The organism is Nitrospirota bacterium, assembly GCA_040755395.1.
Classification (GTDB): Bacteria; Nitrospirota; Nitrospiria; order Nitrospirales; family Nitrospiraceae; genus DATLZU01.
Map to the genome: position 1 here is coordinate 1 of JBFMAX010000025.1, position 25,520 is coordinate 25,520.

A 25,520-nucleotide genomic window follows, 5' to 3' on the forward strand; every position below is an offset into this window, starting at 1 on the left:
CATTACGCCAGGATTTCGGTGACGATGCCCGAGCCGACGGTCTTGCCGCCCTCCCGGATCGCAAACCGCAGCCCCTGATCCATCGCAATCGGCGAAATCAGCTCCGCCGTGATGCTCACATTGTCCCCCGGCATCACCATCTCCACCCCCGGATTCAACTGCACCACCCCCGTCACATCCGTCGTCCGGAAGTAGAACTGCGGCCGATACCCGTTGAAGAACGGCGTGTGCCGCCCCCCCTCCTCCTTCGTCAATACATACACCTCGGCCTTGAACTTCGTGTGCGGTGTGATGCTCCCCGGCTTCGCCAGCACCATCCCCCGCTCCACCTCTTCCTTCTTCGTCCCCCGCAACAGCACCCCGATGTTGTCCCCCGCCTGTCCCTCGTCCAGCACCTTGCGGAACATCTCCACCCCGGTCACCACCGTCTTTTGTGTCGGCCGCAGCCCCACGATCTCCACCTCGTCGCCCACCTTCACCACCCCTCGCTCGCACCGGCCCGTCACCACTGTGCCCCGCCCGCTGATCGTGAACACGTCCTCGATCGGCATCAAAAACGGCTTGTCGATCGGCCGCACCGGCGTCGGAATGTACGTGTCGATGGCCTCCAACAACTTCAAGATCGCCGGCACCCCCAGCGGCCCCTGATCCCCCTCCAACGCCTTCAACGCCGAGCCCTGAATGATCGGAATCTTGTCCCCCGGAAACTCATACTTGCTCAACAGCTCCCGCACCTCCAGCTCCACCAGGTCCAACAGCTCCTTGTCGTCCACCTTGTCCGCCTTGTTCAAAAACACCACCATGTAGGGCACCCCCACCTGGCGCGCCAACAGAATGTGTTCCCGCGTCTGCGGCATCGGCCCGTCCGCCGCGCTCACCACCAAAATCGCCCCGTCCATCTGCGCCGCCCCGGTGATCATGTTCTTGACGTAGTCGGCGTGCCCCGGACAGTCCACGTGCGCATAGTGGCGCTTCTCGGTCTCGTACTCCACGTGCGAAATGGCGATCGTCAAAATCTTCGTCGGGTCGCGCCGGCCCTGCGACTCGCTGGCCTTGGCCACTTCGTCGTAACTGACGAACTTGGCCATGCCCCGGTCGCTGCAGACTTTCGTCAAGGCCGACGTCAGCGTCGTCTTGCCGTGGTCCACGTGCCCGATCGTCCCCACATTGACGTGGGGCTTCCGCCGCTCAAATTTCGCCTTCGCCATTTCCCAACCCTCCCCTTTCTGACTTCTCGCTTACGGAACCCGATCCATTTCGAATACCTGTCAATCGTTCAGCCTCGCCGCCATGCCCGACATCATTCGCCTCGATACTTGGCGATGATGGCTTCGGCGATTTGCTTTGGGACCTGTTCGTATCGGTCGAATTCCATACTGTACGTCGCACGGCCTTGCGTTCGCGACCGCAAGTCCGTGGCGTACCCGAACATTTCGCTGAGCGGGACCGCCGCCTCGATCGCCTGAGACCCGGCGCGCACCTTCATGCCCTGGATCTTGCCCCGCCGCCCGTTGAGGTTGCCGATCACGTCGCCCATATACTCCTGGGGAACCAGGACCTCGACCTTCATAATCGGCTCCAGCAACACCGGGTCCGCCTTCTTGCACGCGTCCTGAAAGCCTATCGAGGCGGCGATCTTAAAAGCCATTTCATTCGAGTCGACTTCGTGATAGGAGCCGTCCAGAAGGGTGACACGGACATCCCTCATCGGATACCCGGCCAGCACACCCGTCTCCATCCGCTCTCGGACTCCCTTTTCCACCGCCGGGATGTACTCCCTGGGAATGGCTCCGCCGACGATCTTGTTGACGAATTCGAAGCCGGCGCCGGGCTCGGAAGGCTCGACCGCCAATACGACATGCCCGTATTGGCCGCGCCCACCGGTCTGCTTGATATACTTCGCCTCCGCCTCCGCCCTCCGCCTGATCGTCTCGCGGAAGGCCACCTCCGGCTTCCCGACGTTAGCCTCGACCTTGAACTCGCGCAGCAGGCGATCGACGATGATCTCCAAATGCAGTTCGCCCATGCCGGCGATGATGGTCTGACCCGTTTCCTCGTCGGTCCGCACGCGGAACGACGGATCTTCCTGTGCCAGCTTCTGCAGCGAGAACCCGAGCTTTTCCTGATCCTGTTTCGTCTTCGGCTCGATAGCCATCGCGATCACCGGTTCGGGAAACTTCATCACCTCAAGCAACACCGGCTGCTTTTCATCGCACAACGTATCCCCGGTGGTCGCGCTCTTGAGCCCGACCGCGGCGACGATGTCGCCCGCATAGGCCGCATCGATGTCCTCACGCTTATTCGCGTGCATCTTCAGGAGGCGGCCGATCCGCTCTTTTACGCCCTTGGTTACGTTCAGCACGGATACGCCCGTCCTGACCGTTCCCGAATAGACGCGGAAATACGTCAACTGACCGGCAAAGGGATCGGTCATGATCTTGAAGGCCAGTGCAGAAAAGGGCTCCGAGTCGCTCGCGCGTCTCTGCACTTCTTTATTGGTCGCAGGATCGACTCCGACCACCGGCGGAATATCGAGCGGAGAAGGAAGGTAATCGACCACGCCGTCAAGGAGCTGCTGGACGCCCTTGTTCTTGAACGCCGAGCCGCACAGCACCGGCGTGATTTTCATCGCGATCGTCCCCGCCCTGGTCGCCCGGCGGATTTCTTCTTCGGTCAGCGAATGGCCGTTGAGATATTTTTCCAGCACCTGCTCGTCGAACTCGGCGACGGCCTCGATCAGCTTCTCGCGATATTCTTTGGCGAGATCGACCAAATCGGACGGGATTTCCTCGATCTTATATTTGGCCCCCAGAGTCTCGTCGTCGTAGAAATAGGCCTTCATCGAAACCAAATCCACGGACCCACGGAACTCCGCTTCGCGCCCGACCGGAATCTGAATCGGCACCGGATTGGCGCCGAGGCGATCGATGATCGATTGAACGCTGGCGTAGAAGTCGGCCCCGATGCGATCCATCTTGTTCATGAACGCGATCCGCGGAACCCGATATTTGTCCGCCTGCCGCCACACCGTCTCGGACTGCGGCTCGACCCCCTGGACCGAATCGAACACCGCCACAGCCCCATCGAGCACGCGGAGCGACCGCTCGACCTCGATCGTAAAGTCCACATGCCCCGGCGTATCAATGATGTTGATGCGGTGATCGCGCCAGAAGCAGGTGGTGGCGGCTGACGTGATGGTAATGCCGCGCTCGCGCTCCTGCTCCATCCAGTCCATCGTGGCCGCGCCCTCGTGGACCTCACCCATCCGGTGCGTCAGGCCCGTATAAAACAGGATCCGCTCCGTCGTCGTCGTCTTTCCGGCATCGATGTGCGCCATGATGCCGATGTTCCGCGTTTTCTCTAATGGAGCCGGTCTAGCCAAGTGATCCCTCAAAAAAAGAACCGTGCTGCAATCATGGCCCAAGAGAAACATGCTGCGACACAGGGGGCACTCGCCTGCGAATCGCAGCACGGCCCGACTGCAGCACAGAATCGTATTACCAGCGATAGTGGGCGAAGGCCTTGTTCGCCTCAGCCATTCGATGCACGTCCTCCCGCTTCTTGACCGACGCGCCGGTGTTGTTCGAGGCGTCGAGGAGCTCAGCCGCAAGTTTTTCCGCCATACTCTTCCCGCCCCGCGCTTGGGAGTACTCGGAGATCCACCTGAGCGCAAGCGACAGCCTGCGGACAGGGCGAATCTCGACCGGAACCTGGTACGAGGCCCCTCCGACCCGGCGGGATTTAACTTCCACCACCGGCTTGACGTTGTCGATCGCCGCCCGAAAGACCTTCAAGGGATCGCCGCCGGTTTTCTCCTGGATCAGATCGAACGCTCCGTAGCAGATCCGTTCCGCGGTGCTCTTCTTGCCGCGCGACATCAGCATATTGATGAATTTGCCGACCAGCTTGTCCCGGTACCGCGTATCGGGCAGCGTTTCCCTGTGACCATGAAACGGACTTCTGGGCATGATCTCCTTTGCAGACCTCTCAGCTATTCGCTGTCAGCCTTCGGTTTCTCATTTGGGCCGTTTCGCTCCGTACTTCGACCGCCCTTGCTTTCGATCCGCGACGCCGACCGCGTCGAGCGCTCCGCGCACGATGTGATACCGCACGCCCGGCAGATCCTTCACCCGGCCGCCTCTGACGAGCACAATGGAGTGCTCCTGCAAATTGTGCCCGACGCCGGGGATATAGGTTGTGACCTCCATACCGTTCGTCAGGCGGACGCGGGCTACTTTCCGAAGCGCCGAGTTCGGCTTCTTCGGCGTCGAGGTATACACCCGGAGGCAGACCCCGCGCTTTTGCGGGCATGCCTTGAGCGCAGGGCTTTTCGTTTTGCCCTTTGCCAACGCTCTTCCCTTGCGGACAAGTTGATTAATAGTCGGCATCGAGAGGCCTCACCTCGCCTTGGCGCTCACGCGTCGATCGTTCGCGACCGAAGCCGCGGGATTATAATGAGGGACTTCTTCACTGTCAAGACTGGCTTATACAGAACGTCCTTACGAACGCGCCGCATCCGTTGGCGCCGACCCGGCGCCCTCCTGCCCGATCGCCACCGGCTCTTCCGCCGCGCTCGGAAGTTGCGCTTCAGGCTTGGCGCTGATGACGAACGTGTCGCGATATTCTTCGAACCCGGTTCCCGCTGGGATCAGCCGCCCCACGATCACGTTCTCTTTGAGACCCAGCAGATTGTCTTCGCGCCCGTTGATCGCCGCTTCGGTCAGCACTCGGGTCGTTTCCTGGAAGGACGCGGCCGAAATAAAGCTGTCGGTCGTGAGCGCCGCCTTCGTGATCCCGAGCAGCACCGGCTTGCCGAGCGCCGGCTTGCCGCCTTTCGCCAGAATCCGTTCATTCTCTTCTTCAAAAACCCATTTGCTGACTTGGCTGCCGGGCAGGAACTCCGTGTCTCCCGGATCTTCGATCCGGACCTTGCGGAGCATCTGCCGGACGATAATCTCGATGTGCTTGTCGTTGATGGACACGCCCTGCAGCCGATAGACGTCCTGCACTTCATCGACCAGATATTTCTGCAACTCCTTCGGTCCCAGCACGTCTAGAATGTCGTGCGGGTTGGCCGATCCGTCCATCAACGGCTCTCCGGCGCGGACCCAATCGCCCTCGTGCACGTTCACATGCTTGCCCTTGGGGATGAAATATTCCTTCACGTCGCCCATCTTGTTGTCCACGATGACCTTGCGCATCCCCTTCACAAAGCCGCCGTAGGACACTTCTCCGTCGATCTCGCTGATGACGGCTTGTTCCTTCGGCTTCCTCGCCTCGAACAGCTCCGCCACGCGCGGCAAGCCCCCGGTGATGTCCTTGGTCTTGGTCGTCTCGCGCGGAATCTTGGCCAGGACATCGCCGGGATGCACCATCGCCCCCTTCTCCACCAGGATGTGCGCTCCGACCGGAAGCAGATAGCGGGCGGCCGTCGTCGCGCCTGAGGTCTTCGCCGTTTTCCCGCTGTCATCCTTGATGGAGATGCGCGGTCGAAGCGTGGCGCCGGTGTGTTCGATGACCACTTTGCGGGAAAGGCCGGTGACTTCGTCGAACTCCTCTTTCATGGTGACGCCTTCGACGATGTCGCCATAAGCCACCCGGCCGCCGACCTCGGTCAGAATGAGCAACGAATATGGGTCCCACTCGACGAGCTTCTGCCCCACTTCGACCCGGTCGCCGTCTTTGACCTTGATCTTGGCGCCGTACACCACGGGATACTTCTCGCGCTCGCGCCCCGTCTCATCGACGATCGCGATCTTCGCGTTGCGGTTCATCACCACCCACTCGCCCTCCTTGTTCCGGACGGCGATACCGGCGTTGTGCACATCTGCGTTCTTCTTCGCATCGAAGCTCATGAATTTCATCACGCCGGCGTGCTTGGCCTCGAGCACCGTCTGCTCCACCACTTTGCTCGCGGTTCCGCCGATATGGAAGGTTCTCATCGTCAACTGCGTGCCCGGCTCGCCGATGGACTGCGCCGCGATCACACCGACCGGCTCGCCCTTCTCGACCAATCGGCCGCGGGCCAGGTCCCGGCCGTAGCATCGCCGGCAGACGCCGCGTCGCGATTGACACGTGAGCACCGAGCGGATCTTCACGCGATCCACGCCAGCCTCGACGATGCTCCTGGTCCGCTCCTCGTCGATTTCCTCGTTGAACTTCACGATGATCTCGCCGGTGACCGGATCGCGGATATCGTCCGCGGCCAACCGCCCGAGGATGCGCTCCTCGATGGGTTGGATGATTTCGCCGCCCTCGACCAGCGCCGTCACCGTGATGCCGTCGTTCGTCCCGCAATCCTCTTCGCTGACGATCACATCCTGTGCGATATCCACGAGTCGGCGCGTGAGGTATCCGGAGTTGGCGGTCTTCAAGGCGGTGTCCGCCAATCCCTTTCTGGCTCCGTGAGTCGAAATGAAGTACTGCAGCACCGTCAGACCTTCGCGGAAGTTGGCGGTGATGGGCGTTTCAATGATTTCACCGGACGGCTTCGCCATCAAACCGCGCATGCCGCCCAACTGCCGGATCTGCTGGGAACTGCCTCGCGCCCCCGAATCCGCCATCATGAAAATCGGATTGAAGGACTCGGGCTTGCCCGGATCGCCGCCGCCGCCCAACTCCTTCATCATTTCGCCAGCGACCTGCTCGGTGACATGCGCCCAGATGTCGATGACTTTGTTGTACCGCTCGCCGTTGGTGATAAGCCCTTCCGCGTACTGCTTTTCGATCTCGTTCACTTCGCGCTGGGCTTTACTGATCAAGTCTTCTTTCTTGGTCGGGATGTGCATGTTGTCGATGCAGATCGACACTCCGGCTTTCGTAGCGTAGTGGAATCCCAAGTCCTTGATCTTGTCCAAGAATACGACCGTCTCGCGATGGCCGGCCTGGCGGTACACCGCGTCGATCAGCTTGGTCATCTCCTTCTTGGTCATCAACTGGTTGGCCTGCGTAAACGGAATGGACGGCGGCAGGATCTCGCCCAGGATCACGCGACCGACGGTCGTCTGCACGAGGGAGCCTGCGATCCGCACCTTGATCCGCGCATGTTCTTCGACCTCCCCGGCGTCGTACGCGATACGGACTTCCTCGGGCGAACCAAAGATCTTCCCTTCGCCCTTGGCGCCGATCCGCTCTTTGGTCAGCCAGTAGCAGCCGAGCACCATGTCCTGAGACGGCACCGCAATCGGCCTCCCGTTGGCGGGCGAGAGGATGTTGTTGATCGACATCATGAGCACGCGCGCTTCGACCTGCGCCTCCACCGAAAGCGGCACATGGACCGCCATTTGGTCGCCGTCGAAGTCCGCGTTGAAGGCCGCACAGACCAGCGGGTGCAGCCGGATGGCCTTGCCTTCGACCAGCACGGGATCGAACGCCTGGATGCCCAGCCGGTGCAGCGTCGGCGCGCGGTTCAGCAGAACCGGGTGTTCCCGAATCACCTCGTCGAGCACGTCCCACACTTCAGGCCGTTCCTTCTCGACCAGGCGCTTGGCGCTCTTGATGGTGGTCGCGGCGCCCCGCTCCTCCAGCTTGTGGAAGATGAACGGCTTGAACAGCTCCAGAGCCATTTTCTTGGGCAGCCCGCACTGGTGCAGCCGCAGTTCCGGCCCCACCACGATCACCGTCCGACCGGAATAATCGACACGCTTCCCGAGCAGGTTCTGGCGGAACCTCCCTTGCTTGCCTTTCAGCATGTCGCTGAGCGACTTCAACGGCCGCTTGTTGGGGCCGCGGATCGCGCGCCCGCGCCGGCCGTTGTCAAACAGCGCATCGACGGCCTCCTGGAGCATCCGCATCTCGTTGCGGATGATCACGCCGGGCGCTTTGAGCTCGATCAGCCGCTTCAGCCGGTTGTTCCGGTTGATCACGCGCCGGTACAGGTCGTTCAGATCGGACGTGGCGAAGCGTCCGCCGTCCAGTGGCACCAGCGGCCGCAGCTCGGGCGGAAGAACGGGGATCACGTCCATGATCATCCACTCGGGCTTGTTGCCCGATTTCCGGAAGGCCTCGATCACCTTGAGCCGCTTCGCGTATTTCTTCTTTAGAGCGGCTGAGGTCGAGGTCTTGGCTTTCACATGGAGGTCGTCCCACAACGCATTAATGTCGATCTTCTTCAGCAGCTCCCGGATCGCCTCGGCGCCGATTCCGGCTTTGAAGGCGCCGGATCCGTATTCCTGCTGAAGCGCGCGCAGCCTGTCTTCGGTCAGGAGTTCCTTCTCGCTCAGGTTGGTCGTTCCCGGATCGACGACCACATAGCTCTCGAAGTAGAGGATTTTTTCGAGATGCTTGAGGCTCATGTCCAAAAGTGTGCCGATCCGGCTGGGCACGCCCTTGAGGAACCAGATATGCGCAACCGGCGCGGCCAACTCGATGTGCCCCATCCGTTCGCGGCGGACTTTGGACTGGATCACCTCGACGCCGCACTTGTCGCAGACGATGCCGCGGTGCTTCATCCGCTTGTACTTGCCGCAGTTGCATTCCCAGTCCTTGATGGGCCCGAAGATCTTGGCGCAGAACAACCCGTCTTTTTCAGGTTTGAACGACCGGTAATTGATGGTCTCCGGCTTCTTCACTTCTCCGTAGGACCACGACCGAATCTTTTCGGGCGAAGCGATACGGATCCGCATCGAGTCAAAGGAAACGGAGTCGCGCGGCTTTTCGAACAGGGTGTACACGCCTTCCAAGGTTTATCCCTCCTCTTAACCGTGATGGGTGATGCGTGACGCGTAATGTGCGGGAAGCGAGGTCCCGGTCACCCTCTGGCCCCTTCGCTTCACGCTTAGCGCTTCACGTTTCACGGTTTCTCAGTCCTTTGCCTTGACCAGCTCGACATCGAGACCGAGGCTCTGCAGTTCTTTGACGAGCACGTTGAACGACTCCGGCAGACCAGGCTCGAGGAACGGCTCGCCTTTGACGATCGCTTCGTACATGCGCGACCGGCCCGGCACATCGTCCGATTTGACGGTGAGGAACTCCTGCAGCGTCGACGCCGCGCCGTAGGCCTGAAGCGCCCAGACCTCCATCTCGCCGAGCCGCTGGCCGCCGAATTGCGCTTTGCCGCCCAGCGGCTGCTGCGTGACCAACGAATAAGGCCCGATCGACCGGGCGTGAATCTTGTCGTCGACCAGGTGGTGCAGTTTCATGACGTACATGTACCCGACCGTGACCGCACTGCCGAATGGCTCGCCGGTCCGCCCGTCCATGAGGATGGTTTGGCCGCTGGTCGGGAGCTTCGCCTTTTTCAGCAAGTCCTTGATTTCTTTTTCCGAGGCGCCGTCGAACACCGGGCTGGAGACCTTGATGCCCAGCACGTGCGCCGCCCAGCCGAGGTGGGTCTCTAGAATCTGTCCGACGTTCATACGGGACGGCACGCCCAACGGATTCAACACAATCTCCACCGGCGTCCCGTCCGGCAGATACGGCATGTCTTCTTCGGGCAGCACCCGCGACACCACACCCTTGTTGCCGTGCCGGCCAGCCATCTTGTCGCCGACCTGGATCTTCCGCTTCATCGCGATATAGACCTTCACGAGCTTGATCACGCCGGGGGGCAGCTCGTCGCCGCGCTTCAGGCGTCCGACCTTCTCGTCATACAGCGTCTGCAGAATCTCGATCTGCTCCTTGGCCCGCCGCTCGATATCCTCCAGCTCTTTCTGTTCGTCCGGATCGCTCAAGATAATGTGCCGGACGGCGTCGTCGGACAGGCGTTTCAGAATGTCCGCCGTCAGCTTGCCCTTCTTCTTGAGAATGACATCGCCCGTTTCCGGATCCATCAGATCGCGGCCCACCACTTTCCCCAACAACAGCTTCCGGATCTTCTTGGTCTTCTCCTCGTCGATGATGCGCAGCTCGTCCTGATGATCGCGCTGCAGCTTCATCACGTCCTCGCTCTCAATGCTCTTCGAGCGCTCGTCCTTGTCCAGCCCTTTGCGGGAGAAGATCTTCACATCGACGACGATGCCTTCCACGCCGGGCGGGACCGTGAGCGACGTGTCCTTGACGTCCCCGGCCTTTTCGCCGAAGATCGCGCGGAGCAGCTTCTCTTCCGGCGTCAACTGCGTCTCGCCTTTCGGCGTGACTTTACCGACAAGGATGTCTCCGGGTTTGACTTCCGCTCCGATGCGGATGATGCCGCTTTCGTCGAGGTTACGCAGCGCTTCCTCGCCGACGTTGGGGATATCGCGCGTGATCTCTTCCTTGCCCAACTTCGTATCGCGCGCCTCGATCTCGAATTCCTCGATGTGGATCGAGGTGAAGGTGTCCTCGCGGACCAGCTTCTCGCTGATGAGGATCGCGTCCTCGAAGTTATAGCCGCCCCAGGGCATGAAGGCGACCAGCACGTTCTTCCCGAGCGCGAGCTCGCCCCGGTCGATCGCCGGTCCGTCCGCCAGCACCTGGCCCTTCTTGACCGGCTGTCCCAACCGCACGACCGGCGTCTGCGTGATGCAGGTGTTCTGATTCGACCGCTGGAACTTGATCAGGTCGTAGACATCCAGCCCGGCGTCGTTCCGCTTGCGGCCGTCCTTCGAATCGGCCCGCACCACGATCCGCGTGGCGTCCACGCTTTCCACGACGCCGTCGCGCTTCGCCTGCACGACATAGCCGGAATCCCGGGCGACGACCGCTTCCATCCCGGTGCCCACCAGCGGCGCCTCGGACTTGATCAGCGGCACGGCCTGCCGTTGCATGTTCGAGCCCATGAGCGCGCGGTTGGCATCGTCGTGTTCCAGGAACGGCACCAGCGCCGTGGCGACGCTGACGACCTGTTTGGGCGACACGTCCATGTATTCGACCTTGTCCGGCGTCGCGGTGATGAAATCGCCGCCGTAGCGCGCGGAGACCGTCTCGGACACCAACCGCCCGGACGCATCCACCTTCGAGTTGGCCTGCGCGATGACGTACTTGTCGCCCTCGATCGCCGACAGATACTCGATGTCATCCGTCACGCGCCCTTTCACCACTTTCCGATAGGGCGCCTCGATAAACCCGAACTCGTTGATGCGCGCATAGGTGGCCAGCGATGTAATCAATCCGATATTCGGACCTTCCGGCGTTTCGATCGGACAGATGCGGCTGTAGTGGGACGGATGAACGTCTCGCACCTCGAACCCGGCTCGTTCCCGTGTCAATCCGCCCGGACCCAACGCCGACAGCCGACGCTTGTGCGTGATTTCCGCCAGAGGGTTGGTCTGGTCCATGAATTGGGACAACTGGCTGCTGCTGAAGAACTCTTTGATCGCCGCCACGACCGGCTTGGCGTTGATCAGATCATGCGGTAGCACCGTTTCCATGTCGAGCAGATTCATCCGCTCCTTGATGCTGCGCTCCATCCGGACCAGCCCCAACCGGAACTGATTCTCCAGCAACTCGCCGACCGAGCGGACGCGCCGGTTTCCAAGATGGTCGATATCGTCGATCTCGCCCTTCCCCATCTTGAGATTCACCAGATAACGGACCACTTCGACGATGTCCTGCGCGGTGAGCGTGCGCTGCTCCAGCGGCAGGTCCAATCCGAGCTTCTTGTTCAGTTTGAGCCGCCCGACCGGCGACAGATCGTAACGCTTGGGATTCTGGAAAAGATTCTCGAAGAGCGCCTTGGCCGTTTCGACCGACGGCGTCTCACCGGGGCGCAACCGCCGGTAGATCTCGACCATCGCCTCTTCTTTCGAGGACGTCCGCTCCATTTCCAGGGTGTCGAGAATGACCGGCGTGGCCGTCGCCGTGTCGAGGTAGATCACCTTGAATCCCTCGACGTCGCTCCGGAGAATTTTGTCGATGATTTCGGCGGTGAGCCGCTGATTCTTGTCGAGAATCCTTTCTTTCGAGGTCGGATCGACCAACTCGGTCAACACGGCGCGGCCGACGAGTTCCCCGGGAGCTACGGGAATCTCCTTCACTCCTGCTGTCTTCAGCCGCGCAATGAGGGCCTTGGTCAGCTTGGCGCCTTCACGTACCAGCGGTTCCCTGCTGCCCTTCTCCGTCACCTCCATGGAGCATTTGAGCCCATGATGGATCTCGGGGTCCAGCTTGCGCAGGAGCTTGCCCTTCACCACTCGGATTTCCTCCACCGGGTAGTACATCTTCAGGAGGTCGTCGCCGGAGTATCCGAACGCCTTCAGGAGAATCGTCGCCGGCATTTTTCGGCGCCGATCGATGCGCACGTACAAGATATCCCTGGCGTCGAACTCGAAATCGAGCCACGACCCCCGATACGGAATGATCCGCGCGGAATAGAGCACCTTGCCGCTCGCATGCGTCCGGCCCTTGTCGTGGGTGAACGACGCCCCCGGAGAGCGGTGGAGCTGGCTCACCACGACGCGTTCGGTCCCGTTGATGATGAACGTGCCGCGCTCCGTCATGAGCGGCAGCTCGCCCACGTACACTTCCTGCTCGCGCACGTCGAGCACCTTCCGCTTCAGACCCTTGTCTTCCTTGTCGAAGACGACCAGCCGGACCCGCAGCTTCAGGGGGACGGCGTAGGTCATGCCCTGCTCGAGACATTCCCGCACGTCGTACTTCGGTGTCCCGAGCGAATAACTGGAGAATTCGAGCACTGCGGTATTGTTGTAGTCCGCGATCGGGAAGACGCTGGCCAAGGCCGCCTGCAGCCCCTGGTCCGCACGGCGCTCCGGCTCCACTTCCATCTGGAGAAACTGCTCGTACGAACGTTTCTGAATCTCGATCAAATCGGGAATTCCGATGCTGGCACGGATTCGCGAAAAATCCTTCCGCTCGACGAACTCGCTGACCATCGATTCCGCCATTCCCGTCGTCCTCCAGGTTAGACCGTCACACTGCAGAGGAGCGTCATTCGCCATCGGTCGACCGTCGTTCGCGACACCGAGATGCTCAGCGGACGACGATTGACCGTTGCGCTCGCCTACTTCACCTCGACCTTTGCGCCGCTATCCTCGAGTTTCTTCTTCATCGTCTCGGCTTCTTCCTTTGTCACGCCGGTCTTGACCGGTTTCGGCGCGCCTTCCACAAGGTCCTTGGCTTCCTTCAGCCCCAGGTTGGTGAGCTCGCGGACGACCTTGATGACCTGGATTTTCTTATCCGCGGCCGCGCTGGACAAAATGACATCGAATGAGGTCTTTTCCTCGGCTGGCGCCGCCGCAGCCCCGCCCGCCGCCGGCGCCGCCGCCACCGCGACCGGTGCCGCCGCCGTGACGCCGAATCGAGTTTCCAACCCCTTGACCAGTTCCGACAACTCCAACACACTCATGCTTTCAATCGCTTTGATCAACTCTTCCTGCGTCAGCTTTCCTTCTGCGGTTGGCATGTCGCCTTCTCCTTTCTTTTTGTCCTGAATGGCACTGATAACCCCGACCAGTCCTCGCAACACTCCGCTCAGCGTATAGACGAGACCGCGCACCGGCCATTGCATGGCCGAAACCAGCATGGCGATCAAGACTTCCTTCTTCGGCAACTTCGCCACGGCCGCCAGTTGCGCCGCTTGGAGGAGCTTGCCCTCCAACACGCCGACCGTAATCTTGATCTTCTCGTCCCGCTTCTCGGCCTGAATGAACTCCCGTAATACCTTGGCCGGCAGGACCGGATCGTCGTATCCGATCACCACGCCCAGCGGGCCCTTGAAGTGAGCCTTGGCCTCCGCCAGCATCGTCCTTTCGGCGGCACGGATGGCCAGCGTGTTCTTGACCACCTTGTACTCGGCCTTGACCCCCCGCAGTTGCTTGCGGAGCTCCGTCATGTGGTTCACCGGCAACCCGCTGCATTCCGTCAGAATCGCGAGGCGGGCACGGCCGAATTTCTCATTCAACTCGGCGACCGCCATCGCTTTTTCTTCCTTCTTCATGCCGTCCCCCCAACCGTTATTTCGTTCATCGCGAGCCGTTCACTGCAGGCAAGCAATTCCACGATTGACGGTTTACGATTCACGCTTTACGCCTCGATCAGCTCCATTGCTTCGCAATCGCCGCCGTATCCAACTTCACCCCGGGCCCCATCGTGCTGGAAATTGTGACGCTCTTGAGGTATTTGCCCTTGCAGGAGGCCGGCTTGGCCTTCATCACCGATTCCAGGATCGCCTGCGCATTTTCGAAGAGTCGATCCGCTTCGAAGGAGACCTTGCCGATCGGCACGTGCACGATGCCGGCTTTCTCGACCTTGTATTCGACCCGCCCTTTTCTGATTTCCTGGATCGCTTTCCCCACTTCAAATGTGACCGTGCCGGTCTTGGGATTCGGCATGAGACCGCGCGGCCCGAGCACCTTACCCAGCTTGCCTACCGAGGCCATCAGATCGGGGGTCGCGATCGCACAGTCGAAGTCCATCCATCCGCCCTTGATCTTTTCCATGAGGTCCTCGGCCCCCACATAGTCCGCGCCAGCCTGGCGAGCCTCTTGCTCTTTCTCGCCCTTGGCAAATACCAATACGCGCAATTTCTTTCCCGTACCGTGAGGCAGCACTGTTGTTCCCCTAACCATCTGATCCGATCGCTTCGGATCAACCCCCAATCTGATCGCCAGATCCACCGATTCGTCGAATTTCGCGTAGGCGGACTGCTTGACAGCTTCTACAGCTTCCTTCAGTCCGTACGGTCGTGGCTCCACCCTTTTCCGCGCCGCCTCCATCTTCTTTCCCATAGCCAGCAACTCCCTTGTCCCGATCCTCAAACGGTCGCCTAGCCTTGAACTACCACACCCATGCTCCGGGCCGTCCCCTCAATGATCTTGACGGCCCCCTCCAGATCGGCCGCGTTCAGGTCGGCCATTTTCTTTTGGGCGATTTCGCGCAATTGCGCCCTCGTGATCTTCCCCACCTTTTCCTTGTGCGGCACCCCCGATCCTTTAATGATCCCCGCCGCCTTCTTGAGCAGATCGGAGGCGGGAGGCGTTTTGGTGACGAACGTGAATGTCCGGTCTTTATAGACCGTAATGACGACCGGAATGACGCTGTCGCCCTCTTTCTGGGTTCTCGCATTGAACTGCTTGCAGAACTCCATGATATTGACGCCGTGCTGCCCCAGCGACGGACCGACCGGCGGAGCGGGATTGGCCTTACCGGCCGGAATCTGGAGCTTGATCTGAGCCGATACTTCTTTCGCCATGGTCACTCCGTTCTTCTCAAATTCTTTCCACTTGCATGAAACCGAGTTCGACGGGGGTAGACCGCCCGAAGATGCTGACCAAGACCTTGACCCGGTTGTGATCGGTATCCACTTCGTCTACCAGGCCGTTGAATCCAAGGAAGGGGCCGTCGATGATGCGCACACTATCTCCTTTGATGAACCGGATCTGCTCTCTGGGACCGGCCGTGCCCGCATCGACCTGTTTCAGGAGAGATTCGACTTCCTCGTTCGTCAGCGGTATCGGCTGAGCGCCTCCTCCAACGAAGCCGGTGACTTTAGGTGTTTCCTTGATCATCTGCAGAGTATCGTCGCTGAGAGGCGTCTCCAATTCCACCAGCACGTAGCCCGGAAAGAATTTCCGTCGTGCAGTTCGGCGCTTTCCATCCCTAATCTCGATGACATCCTCGGTCGGCACCAACACCTGACCGACCTTGTCCGTCAAACCCATCTGGTTCGCCCGCTCGATCAGGCTGGTCTTGACGCGTCCTTCAAACCCTGCGTAGGTATGGATCACATACCAGCTTTTATTCATCGCGCTCCCTCGGGAACAACAGCAGCCGCACGCGTACGAGAGCGGAGCCCGGACCCGCCTTCTACCGTGCTCGCGTTATATGATCTTGCTTATGAGCCAAACAAGGAACGTGTCCACGATGGAGAGATAAAACGACATAATGATGCAAAACACGATGACGACGGTGGTCGATCCCGTCGTCTCGCCCCTGGTAGGGAACGAGACCTTTCTGACTTCCGCGCGAACGTCGGTCAAAAATTCAACGACCGACGCCCAAAGCTTTTTGAACATATGCACTCCTGTTGACGGAAAGCCGCCGCTTACAGACTCTGCCTCTCGCGCCTTATGCTCGATCCATCGCGAGCGCTTGCGCGAGGTCAGCCCGCTTTGGCAGGGGCACCAGGAATCGAACCCGGACCTTCGGTTTTGGAGACCGACGTGCTAGCCGTTGAACACCATGCCCCTGCGAAGACGTGACACGTGATCCGTAACGCGTGAGGCGTAAGAAGACCCGCGCCCGTGCGATCCCTTCCTATCCATCACGGATTACGCATCACGCATCACGTCATTTGACTTCTTTGTGAGACGTGTGCTTGCGGCAGAAGCGGCAGAACTTTTTCCGTTCGAGCCGATCCGGGTCGTTCTTTTTATTCTTCATCGTCGAATAATTTCGCTGTTTGCAGACCGAACAGGCCATATCGATGATTTCGCGCATCTTCTACTCGTAAGGCGTGAGGCGTGAAGCGTGAAGCGATGGCATCGTGCCTGATTTCATCTCCTCACCCCTCATCCCTTGCCCCTTACGCTCCCCATTCGCATTACGCCAGGATTTCGGTGACGATGCCCGAGCCGACGGTCTTGCCGCCCTCCCGGATCGCAAACCGCAGCCCCTGATCCATCGCAATCGGCGAAATCAGCTCCGCCGTGATGCTCACATTGTCCCCCGGCATCACCATCTCCACCCCCGGATTCAACTGCACCACCCCCGTCACATCCGTCGTCCGGAAGTAGAACTGCGGCCGATACCCGTTGAAGAACGGCGTGTGCCGCCCCCCCTCCTCCTTCGTCAATACATACACCTCGGCCTTGAACTTCGTGTGCGGTGTGATGCTCCCCGGCTTCGCCAGCACCATCCCCCGCTCCACCTCTTCCTTCTTCGTCCCCCGCAACAGCACCCCGATGTTGTCCCCCGCCTGTCCCTCGTCCAGCACCTTGCGGAACATCTCCACCCCGGTCACCACCGTCTTTTGTGTCGGCCGCAGCCCCACGATCTCCACCTCGTCGCCCACCTTCACCACCCCTCGCTCGCACCGGCCCGTCACCACTGTGCCCCGCCCGCTGATCGTGAACACGTCCTCGATCGGCATCAAAAACGGCTTGTCGATCGGCCGCACCGGCGTCGGAATGTACGTGTCGATGGCCTCCAACAACTTCAAGATCGCCGGCACCCCCAGCGGCCCCTGATCCCCCTCCAACGCCTTCAACGCCGAGCCCTGAATGATCGGAATCTTGTCCCCCGGAAACTCATACTTGCTCAACAGCTCCCGCACCTCCAGCTCCACCAGGTCCAACAGCTCCTTGTCGTCCACCTTGTCCGCCTTGTTCAAAAACACCACCATGTAGGGCACCCCCACCTGGCGCGCCAACAGAATGTGTTCCCGCGTCTGCGGCATCGGCCCGTCCGCCGCGCTCACCACCAAAATCGCCCCGTCCATCTGCGCCGCCCCGGTGATCATGTTCTTGACGTAGTCGGCGTGCCCCGGACAGTCCACGTGCGCATAGTGGCGCTTCTCGGTCTCGTACTCCACGTGCGAAATGGCGATCGTCAAAATCTTCGTCGGGTCGCGCCGGCCCTGCGACTCGCTGGCCTTGGCCACTTCGTCGTAACTGACGAACTTGGCCATGCCCTGGTCGCTGCAGACTTTCGTCAAGGCCGACGTCAGCGTCGTCTTGCCGTGGTCCACGTGCCCGATCGTCCCCACATTGACGTGGGGCTTCCGCCGCTCAAATTTCGCCTTCGCCATACTTCACTCCCTTTGGTTATGCGGCTTCCAAAAAATTGCCCTGCAGTGCTCCTCTCATGGCGCCCATCGCTAGCGCTCCGGTCGTAAATCAGCCAGACAAAAGCCCGGAATACTTGCGGCGTTCATCAGGTCGCCAAGAACCCACGCTGCTTCCGGTCAAGCAAGCAACAATTCTGAACCCGATGCTTGAGGCACCTATTTTCCGTCGCGCATTATCAATGAGCGCTCCGGGCCGAGCTAGCTCGGTTTGGAGCCCACGACGCGGATCGAACGCGTGACCTCGTCCTTACCAAGGACGTGCTCTGCCAACTGAGCTACGTGGGCCTTTCAGCTTCGCCTCGCGTCGTTCACAACTCGTGAAGCGTATCTCGCTATCTCCAGGACTCTTTCTTTCATGCGCTTCATGCTTCACGAATAACGTTTCACGCCTTAACGTTTTCTTTAAGAAGCGGGCAATGGGATTTGAACCGCGTTCCGTCGCTGGCTCGGCCGTATGGCGTTTATCCCGTCATCAAGACCATCGACATGGCTCCGGGTCGAGCGAACAACAAGCCAAGGAACCATGACCTTGCGGCGCTTATCCGCTCAGCAAGAACCATCACATGGCTTCGCGGTCGGGCCAAGCAAGGTATGGAGCGGGCGACGGGATTTGAACCCGCGACAGCCAGCTTGGAAGGCTGGAACTCTACCACTGAGCTACGCCCGCCCAACGATCATCCCACGTGAAGTCTTACCCGACCGCTACACATGACAATCAATAGGCTTCAGGTTGCCGTCACGAGCGCGCCTGGCACGAAAACCCAGGCCATCGACTCGCGGTGTTTATCCCATCGCGTACATTTACTGGGTCGAGCCGGCAGACCTACAAAGCCATTAAAACTCAACAGCGGTGCTTTTCCGGTCGCCCGGAACCATTATAAGGGCTCCCGGTCGAGCAAGCTCGGTTTGGTGGGCAGGCAAGGATTCGAACCTTGGAAGCCGATGGCAACAGATTTACAGTCTGCCCCCTTTGTCCACTTGGGTACCTGCCCATGTGTGTCGGTGACGGTTTGCGAGAGAGCCTATTCGCAGCGGGGCTGTCGAAACCGGTTTACCTTCCCCACGGCCGGCACAACAGAGAGTAAGCTCCACCTCCCACAGCTTTCCTTCCGCTCCGAAGGGGACGAATTGCTGCGGAAATAGGAGCTCACCTTGCTTAGGAAACGTCCGATTGTATTGACGGATTGAGACCTTGTCAAGACCGAAATTCGCCCGAGACCTCTCGATGCACCAGAAGATGGATCCGTCAAAGCTGCACGCGACCTAAGCCACACAGCCGCGGGACTGTGCCGGAATCCCCCCTCCCTTTGACGTAACGGATCACTTCGGTTTCTGTGAACCGCACTTCCCCCCCAGGGGTTGTGTGCGCCGGTTGTCCTCCATAACGGCGACGAGTTTCTGAATCATTTCGCGCTGTTGCCCTAAGATCTCATCCATCAGGAATGCGACTTCGTCCGGCGAAATGCGAAATTGGGGAGCCAGAAACCGCTTATGAGTCACCGCTCTCTCCCCAGGGTCCTCCGGCTCATAATACCCGCGCAAGTCTCCATCACGATCTGCTTTCTTCAGGCGTTGCGCCCATTCATTCGTCACGTCGACGTTCCGATTCCGCCCCGCCTTCTTCTGCACCTCGAGATGGGTCCAAATAGCCCACCCCACAAAGACCGCCCAGGTTTCGTTCAGCGCTTCCCAGGATTCCCGCTCGGTCAGAAACCGCGTTTCCGTCGCGGTCTTCCGCTGGACCACCGGCGTGATCAACACTTCCTGATAACGGCATTGCTGCTGTTCGCGCGCAAAGTCGATCACCGGGGTGGGGGCGGCTTCGCCTGTCCCGCCCCGATCATCCACGCCCCAATAGTCCATATAGGCATGAAACAACTCGTGGTACAGCGTCTGCAATTCACGATGCGTCATCCGGCTGAGAGGCTTCAGTGCACCTCCCGCCGCGTTGAACGACAGGGTACGGTTCAACACCATGCGATGCTCACCGGGATGGTATTCGGCCGCGAAGGAGCGCAGATCTTCGAACTCAAAACGAACAAAATCGGGAGGGAGCCGCCTGAGAAACCGGGTCGGCAGGTTGAGCGCGTCGGCTTGCGAGAGAAGCGCTTCCCAGACCCGGCCGGAATCCTGGAGCCGAACGGGCGAGGAGGAGAAGGCCGGCCCGTTTCCACCCGACACGAAGTGCGCGATTCCCAGTCCGAACAGGAGCGCCAGGAGTCGCTCACGAAGGCGCGGCCGTGACATCATGGGAGCGATTCAAAATTGGCAGGGCAGCGACAGAGAACCGGGCCGGATAGTGGCATGGCGCAAGACCGGACACGAAGAAACGAACGTTGTCAGATCGCGCAAGCCCGCCATCGTCCTACCCGAAGTTCTCCCCTTCCTCGACTAGCGCCAGGGTTTCCAGCAATGACGAGGGCACATGATCGAGGAACCGAGTCGGTTTTGAAAGCAGCATCCCGCTGGTCTTGTCGTACACGTTGATCGGATAGATCAGGTACAGAAATCGTTTCGCTCTCGTCACCGCCACGTAGAACAGGCGCCGTTCCTCTTCGAGATCGTCCTCAGCCACGAAGGAATAGGCGGACGGGAACTTCCCGTCCACGACCCAAATGATGAACACGCACTGCCATTCGAGGCCTTTCGCCGAATGAATGGTAGACAGAACCAGCCGCTCCTCATCACGGCCGGTCGGTTCGATATCGACGACGCTCCCGTCGGGCGGCTCCAATGCGAGGTCGGAGAGAAGCTCGTCGAGCTGATGATAGCGCTCCGCCATCGTGCACAAATGTTCAAGGTCCCGCATCCGCTTCGGGTAATCGTCGTACTGTTCCTTCAAGATCGGCAGATAGTACTCATACGCCAGGTTGGCCTGGTCAGCCGGGCTCAGGCCGTCGGCCTGCGACAGGGCTTCCAGCAGACCGGCCAGATCCTTCAGCCCCTTGCCGGACCGGCCGCCGACTTGACGCAGCAGCTCGAACGGCTGTTCCCCTTTGAGCAATGTCCCGATCACATCCTGCGCCTTCTTGGGACCGACCCCTTCGACCAGCATGAGCGCCCGATGCCAGCTCACCGCATCCAGCGGATTTGCCGCGACGCGGAGATGGGCCAGCAGATCCTTGACATGCGCGGTTTCGACAAACTTGACGCCGCCCCGCTTGATGAACGGAATGGCGCGGCGGGAGAGCTCCAATTCCAGGTCGAACGAATGGAAGCTGGAACGGAACAATACGGCCATCTCGTGCAGCGGCACGCCCTCTTCGCGAAGCTCCAGGATCTTTTGCGCCACAAACCGTGACTGGGCGTTTTCTCCGGCGGCCTCGACCAAGGCCGGCAACGGTCCGTCGAGCTTTCTCGTGAACAGATGCTTCGTGTACTTCTCCGCCGCCCCTTGGATGATTTCGTTCGCGAGATTCAAAATCGGCTGGGTGCTCCGGTAGTTCTCTTCCAGCTTATAAACCGCCGCCCCGGGAAACAGCGCGGGGAATTCCATAATGTTCCGGAACGTCGCCCCCCTGAACGCGTAAATGGATTGCGAGTCATCGCCGACGACCATCACGTTGTCGTGGGTCGCCGCGAGTTTTCGGATCAGATCCGCCTGCAGGCGATTGGTGTCCTGATACTCGTCCACGAGAATGTAGCGATACCCCTGCGAGATGGTCCGGCGCACCGGCTCGTTTTCGCTGAGCAATTCGCGCAGCTTGACCAACAGATCATCATAGTCCAGGAGTTGACGCTGGCGCTTGGCCGATTCGTACGCGCGCTGGAGTCTGCCGAGATCGTCGAGGTGATCCGCAAAGTGAGGAAATTCTTCGAGCACAATGTCGTCGAGACTGCGCAACGTGTTCACGCATTTGCTGTAAATTTCCACGATCGTGCCCTTCCGGGGAAACCGTTTGTCCTTTTCGTTCAAACCGAGCTGACCGCGGACGAGCGCGATCAGATCTTCCGCGTCCCCGCGATCCAAGATGGTGAATCCCGGTTCAAGTCCGATCGGGCGGCCGTGACGTCGGAGCAACAGATTGGCCACAGAATGAAACGTGCCTCCGCACACCCGTTCGCTCCGGGCTCCGATCAGCGCGCCGGCCCGGTGGATCATTTCCTGCGCGGCCTTGCGCGTGAACGTCAACAGCAGGATGCCGCCGGGATCGACGCCCGAATCGATCAAGTACGCAACCCGGTAGACGAGCGTGCGGGTCTTGCCGCTGCCCGCTCCGGCGATGACAAGGGCCGGACCTTCGCCGGCCGTGACGGCGGCCAACTGCTGTCGGTTTAAGGCCCGTTCGTAATCGAGCGACAACCGCGGCGGGGCCGCGTCGCCCGGCGAGCGCTTGAGGATGTAGGGTTTGATGTCTCGCTGCATGGCGACGCCGCAGGCCGGAATGTGGAAGATGGCCGCGCTGTATAACATACCGGAGGGAGGCTTGCAAACGGAACCCCGCGGTGCGAGTCCGAGAATTCCGAGCCTCGCACTTGGATGCCGAAAGCGACTGTGTGTATAATGCCGGCCGATCACGGAGCGGACGATGACCACCGCCAAGAATGACAAGAATAAATATCACGAACAACTCCGGGCCGTCGCGGGCCTGATGATGGCCGTTGCCGGCGAATCGGTCAGCATGGTCAAGCGCAACGCGCCGGACAAGGCGCTGAAGCTCAAACGGCAGACGGAGTGGGAGATCTATCTGGAATTTCTGAAGATCTTTTTCAATTTGGCCGATCGCTTCGCCGCGCTCCATATCCCGGTGTCCGACCACGCGGACTTCATGGACAGCCTGGTGGACGAAGTCGTTTCCCAGCTGAAGGCGGTGCTGCAACCCGCATTCGGGGCGAACAGCGACCAGATGGAAATCGTCATGACGGTCGCCGGCGCCGTGGGCGAGAGCCGGCGGCGTTACGAGCACTACAAGTTCATGGTGACCGAGAGCAGCAAGGCCAAAGACGACATGCTCAAGGAATTCGGCGAGCGTATCGCGGACATGATCGGCGCGGCCGGCAACGTTGAGGTTGCCTCGGCCGCGACCCTCTGCGCCAGCGCCGTGCTGCCGGCGATGACGGCGATTTTTACGGGGCAGAAGCCACAGGAATCCGCGTCGCTGTCCGCGGAACAGGCGACGCCGGCCGGGGCGTCCGCGGCGTCGGGAACATCGGCCGGTCGTCCGACGGGAAACGAGATCAAACTGGTCAGCGTCATGTCGAGCGTCAGCGGTGAAGAGGTGGAAACCCGGTGGGGTCTTCATCCCCGCTTCAAACGCGATCTGAAGTCCGAGGAGTTGCAGGAATTGACCAAGCTCATGAACCGTGTAGCGAAAATCTTAGGCGAACGCTACGCAGCCGTGGCATTCTCCCAGGAGTGGGCTTCCTGGCATGTGTCTGGACACGCCTAATGCCGACCCCCCGGCGCAACGGCCCGATCCGCGTCGACGAGTTGATTGCACGATGGAGGAGGAGTGGACAATAGCGACCCCCCGGTCTGGCCGGCCCAACTGCCCAAGGATTTCGCACGACTCCAGGAACTCGCCCAGAATCTCTGGTGGAGCTGGAAGCCCGAAGCCCGGCGTCTCTTCGAAGTTATCGATCCGACACTCTGGCACCTGACCCACCACAACCCCGTCAAGTTGCTGTCCGACGTCAAGCCCGAGCGACTCGCCGCGCTGGCCGTGGATCCGACCTTCGTCCGCCAATACTCGGCGGTCATGAAAGCCTTCGACGAGTATTTGGGTGACACCAAGACCTGGTTCGGCTCTCATTATCCGGCGCTGGAGCATTCTCTGATCGCCTATTTCTCAGCCGAGTTCGGTCTGCACAATTCCATTCCCATTTACAGCGGCGGCTTGGGAATCCTTGCCGGCGACCATTGCAAGGAAGCGAGCGACCTGGGCGTTCCGCTTATCGGTATCGGCTTCATGTATCCCCAAGGATACTTTAAACAACGCGTCACGGCGGAAGGCTGGCAAGAGGCCACCTATATGCCCTTCAACCGGAGCGAGTCGCCGATCCATCAGGCCATGACGCCGGCTGGGACCCCGTGTCAGATCAAGGTCCAACTGGCCAACCGGACCGTGGCGGCGCTGGTATGGAGCGTGCGCGTCGGTCGGGTCGTTCTGTACCTGCTCGACACGGATGTGCCGGAAAACAGTCCGGAAGACCGGGCGCTCTCCGCGCGGCTGTACGGCGGGGATCAGGAGATTCGCCTCAGCCAGGAGATTCTGCTGGGCATCGGGGGAGTGCGGGCCATACGCGCGCTCGGTCTGGCACCCACCGTCTGGCACGCGAACGAAGGACATTCGGCGTTTCTGACCCTGGAACGGATTCGCGAACTGGTGCAATCCGGTCTTTCCCACGCAGAGGCCTGCGAGAAAATCCGCCAGAGCACGGTCTTCACGACGCACACCCCGGTGCCGGCCGGGCATGACGTCTTCCCTTATCATTTAATGGAACGGTACTTTCACGGCTATTGGGAGCAACTCGGACTGACGCGCGAAGAATTTCTGCGTCTTGGCGAGACACCTCAGACCATGGGCCATGGTTTTAACATGACCGCCCTGGCGATCCGGATGTCGGCCCACGTCAATGCGGTCAGCCGTGAACACGGCCGGGTGACGCGCGGCATGTGGAAACATCTGTGGCCTGGCTTGACGGAGGATCTTGTGCCCATTCGGAGTCTGACCAACGGCATTCACGCCCCCACGTGGATTTCGCCGGAACTGAACCAGGTATACGGTAAATATCTGGGCCCGGACTGGGCCGCACGGTGCGACGATCCGGCCATCTGGCAGCGTGTGCTGGACATTCCCGATACCGAGCTGTGGACGGTCCGCCAGACGATGAAACGCAAGCTGATGAGTTTTATCCGCGAACGGGCCAGGACCGGTTGGATGCAGGGACACCTCCAACCCTTGCAAGTGCTGGCCAGGGGGACCTTGCTCGATCCCGAGGCGTTGACCATCGGTTTCGCCAGGCGGTTCGCCACATACAAACGCGCGACCTTGATTTTCCGCGACCTCGAAAGACTGAGGCATCTCCTGCAGAATCGCTGGCGCCCCGTGCAGATCGTGTTCGCGGGCAAAGCCCACCCGGCCGACGAGCCGGGCCGCTATTTCATTCACGAAGTCATGAGCTTTTGCAACGATCATAAACTCGGCGGGCACATCGCGTTTCTCGAAGACTACGATATGCATATGGCGAAGTATCTCGTCCAGGGCGTGGACGTGTGGTTAAACACCCCGCGCGCGCCGATGGAGGCCAGCGGAACCAGCGGGCAGAAAGCGGCTCTCAACGGCGTCTTGCACCTTAGCATCCTCGACGGCTGGTGGCAGGAAGGCTACAACGGCGCGAACGGGTGGGGAATCCCGCCGGCCGACGAGATGAAAGAACCGCCGGCCCAGGACGCTCACGATGCTGAACAACTCTACCGCATTCTCGAACACGAGGTCATCCCGCTTTTCTATCAGCGAGACCTCGACGGGATTCCGAGAGGCTGGATCCAAATCGTCAAAGAAAGCATCCGCACCATCGCGCCGAAATTCTGCACGAAACGGATGTTGAAGGAATATGTGGAGCTCATGTACGCGGCCGCCGCGACCGGCACGCCGTCTTCGTGGTAAGGGCCGGTGAGCATCGCGGGATCCGAACTTCTCCGGGGACCGCGCATCGCCGGGCGTTCTCCGATCTCTGGTCTGTGCCGGTCGAGGACGCCGTCGATCATTCCTGATGCCGGCAGACCGGTCTAGCCCGCATGATTCACGACGGTTCGTCGCGTTCCACCCGTTGCGATGAAAGAGCAACGGGTACCCGGGAGTCGCGTTGCGAGACGGGCAAGCGCAGCCATGAAGGAGGGAAGCATACTTGAAAC

At 60.4% G+C, this 25,520-nt stretch carries 17 protein-coding genes, 4 tRNA genes and 1 pseudogene; 2 read left to right on the forward strand and 20 right to left on the reverse strand.

Features of this window, described 5'->3' with window-relative positions; all coding sequences use genetic code 11:
• Nucleotides 1-2: 2 nt before the first annotated feature.
• The 20 genes and pseudogenes from tuf (AB1555_19325) to AB1555_19420 form a co-directional block, all read right to left on the reverse strand.
• Nucleotides 3-1,208, reverse strand: coding sequence for an elongation factor Tu (gene tuf, locus AB1555_19325; protein ID MEW6248840.1), 1,206 nt, complete (start codon nt 1,206-1,208; stop codon nt 3-5).
• 92 nt (nt 1,209-1,300) lie between these two features.
• Nucleotides 1,301-3,382 (reverse strand): elongation factor G, encoded by a 2,082-nt coding sequence (gene fusA / locus AB1555_19330; GenBank protein MEW6248841.1) that lies wholly within the window; start codon nt 3,380-3,382, stop codon nt 1,301-1,303.
• A gap of 115 nt (nt 3,383-3,497) precedes the next feature.
• Nucleotides 3,498-3,968, reverse strand: a complete 471-nt coding sequence (rpsG, locus tag AB1555_19335) for a 30S ribosomal protein S7 (GenBank protein ID MEW6248842.1) — start codon at nt 3,966-3,968, stop codon at nt 3,498-3,500.
• Between the two features lie 48 nt (nt 3,969-4,016).
• Nucleotides 4,017-4,388: a 30S ribosomal protein S12 gene (gene rpsL, locus AB1555_19340; GenBank protein MEW6248843.1), complete on the reverse strand. Its 372-nt coding sequence runs from the start codon at nt 4,386-4,388 to the stop codon at nt 4,017-4,019.
• Between the two features lie 111 nt (nt 4,389-4,499).
• Nucleotides 4,500-8,681: a DNA-directed RNA polymerase subunit beta' gene (gene rpoC, locus AB1555_19345; protein MEW6248844.1), complete on the reverse strand. Its 4,182-nt coding sequence runs from the start codon at nt 8,679-8,681 to the stop codon at nt 4,500-4,502.
• A gap of 120 nt (nt 8,682-8,801) precedes the next feature.
• Entirely contained in the window at nt 8,802-12,761 is a 3,960-nt protein-coding gene (gene rpoB / locus AB1555_19350; protein ID MEW6248845.1) for a DNA-directed RNA polymerase subunit beta, read from the reverse strand.
• 116 nt (nt 12,762-12,877) lie between these two features.
• Entirely contained in the window at nt 12,878-13,258 is a 381-nt protein-coding gene (gene rplL, locus AB1555_19355) for a 50S ribosomal protein L7/L12 (protein ID MEW6248846.1), read from the reverse strand.
• 48 nt (nt 13,259-13,306) lie between these two features.
• Nucleotides 13,307-13,813 (reverse strand): annotated as a pseudogene (gene rplJ / locus AB1555_19360) (50S ribosomal protein L10).
• 97 nt (nt 13,814-13,910) lie between these two features.
• Nucleotides 13,911-14,603: a 50S ribosomal protein L1 gene (rplA, locus tag AB1555_19365; GenBank protein MEW6248847.1), complete on the reverse strand. Its 693-nt coding sequence runs from the start codon at nt 14,601-14,603 to the stop codon at nt 13,911-13,913.
• Between the two features lie 38 nt (nt 14,604-14,641).
• A complete protein-coding gene (gene rplK, locus AB1555_19370) occupies nt 14,642-15,067 on the reverse strand; it encodes a 50S ribosomal protein L11 (protein ID MEW6248848.1) in 426 nt (141 codons plus the stop codon).
• A 16-nt stretch (nt 15,068-15,083) separates the two neighbouring features.
• Complete coding sequence (gene nusG, locus AB1555_19375; GenBank protein ID MEW6248849.1) at nt 15,084-15,620, reverse strand: transcription termination/antitermination protein NusG; 537 nt, start codon at nt 15,618-15,620, stop codon at nt 15,084-15,086.
• A 75-nt stretch (nt 15,621-15,695) separates the two neighbouring features.
• Nucleotides 15,696-15,890: a preprotein translocase subunit SecE gene (secE, locus tag AB1555_19380; GenBank protein MEW6248850.1), complete on the reverse strand. Its 195-nt coding sequence runs from the start codon at nt 15,888-15,890 to the stop codon at nt 15,696-15,698.
• A 97-nt stretch (nt 15,891-15,987) separates the two neighbouring features.
• Nucleotides 15,988-16,064 (reverse strand) — tRNA-Trp (locus AB1555_19385).
• A 100-nt stretch (nt 16,065-16,164) separates the two neighbouring features.
• Nucleotides 16,165-16,314, reverse strand: coding sequence for a 50S ribosomal protein L33 (gene rpmG, locus AB1555_19390; GenBank protein ID MEW6248851.1), 150 nt, complete (start codon nt 16,312-16,314; stop codon nt 16,165-16,167).
• 103 nt (nt 16,315-16,417) lie between these two features.
• Nucleotides 16,418-17,623 (reverse strand): elongation factor Tu, encoded by a 1,206-nt coding sequence (gene tuf / locus AB1555_19395; GenBank protein MEW6248852.1) that lies wholly within the window; start codon nt 17,621-17,623, stop codon nt 16,418-16,420.
• Nucleotides 17,624-17,871: 248 nt separating this feature from the next.
• Nucleotides 17,872-17,947: transfer RNA gene (locus AB1555_19400), tRNA-Thr, on the reverse strand.
• 307 nt (nt 17,948-18,254) lie between these two features.
• Nucleotides 18,255-18,329: transfer RNA gene (locus AB1555_19405), tRNA-Gly, on the reverse strand.
• Nucleotides 18,330-18,569: 240 nt separating this feature from the next.
• A tRNA-Tyr gene (locus tag AB1555_19410) sits at nt 18,570-18,654 on the reverse strand.
• A 328-nt stretch (nt 18,655-18,982) separates the two neighbouring features.
• Nucleotides 18,983-19,912, reverse strand: a complete 930-nt coding sequence (locus AB1555_19415; GenBank protein ID MEW6248853.1) for a hypothetical protein — start codon at nt 19,910-19,912, stop codon at nt 18,983-18,985.
• A 115-nt stretch (nt 19,913-20,027) separates the two neighbouring features.
• Nucleotides 20,028-22,076 carry an ATP-dependent helicase gene (locus tag AB1555_19420; GenBank protein ID MEW6248854.1) on the reverse strand — a complete coding sequence of 683 codons (2,049 nt, stop codon included), beginning with the start codon at nt 22,074-22,076 and terminating at the stop codon, nt 20,028-20,030.
• Nucleotides 22,077-22,191: 115 nt separating this feature from the next.
• Here AB1555_19420 and AB1555_19425 point away from each other — a divergent pair, with 115 nt between their 5' ends.
• Entirely contained in the window at nt 22,192-23,052 is an 861-nt protein-coding gene (locus AB1555_19425; protein ID MEW6248855.1) for a hypothetical protein, read from the forward strand.
• Nucleotides 23,053-23,115: 63 nt separating this feature from the next.
• Nucleotides 23,116-25,272, forward strand: a complete 2,157-nt coding sequence (glgP, locus tag AB1555_19430) for an alpha-glucan family phosphorylase (protein MEW6248856.1) — start codon at nt 23,116-23,118, stop codon at nt 25,270-25,272.
• Nucleotides 25,273-25,520: the final 248 nt, after the last annotated feature.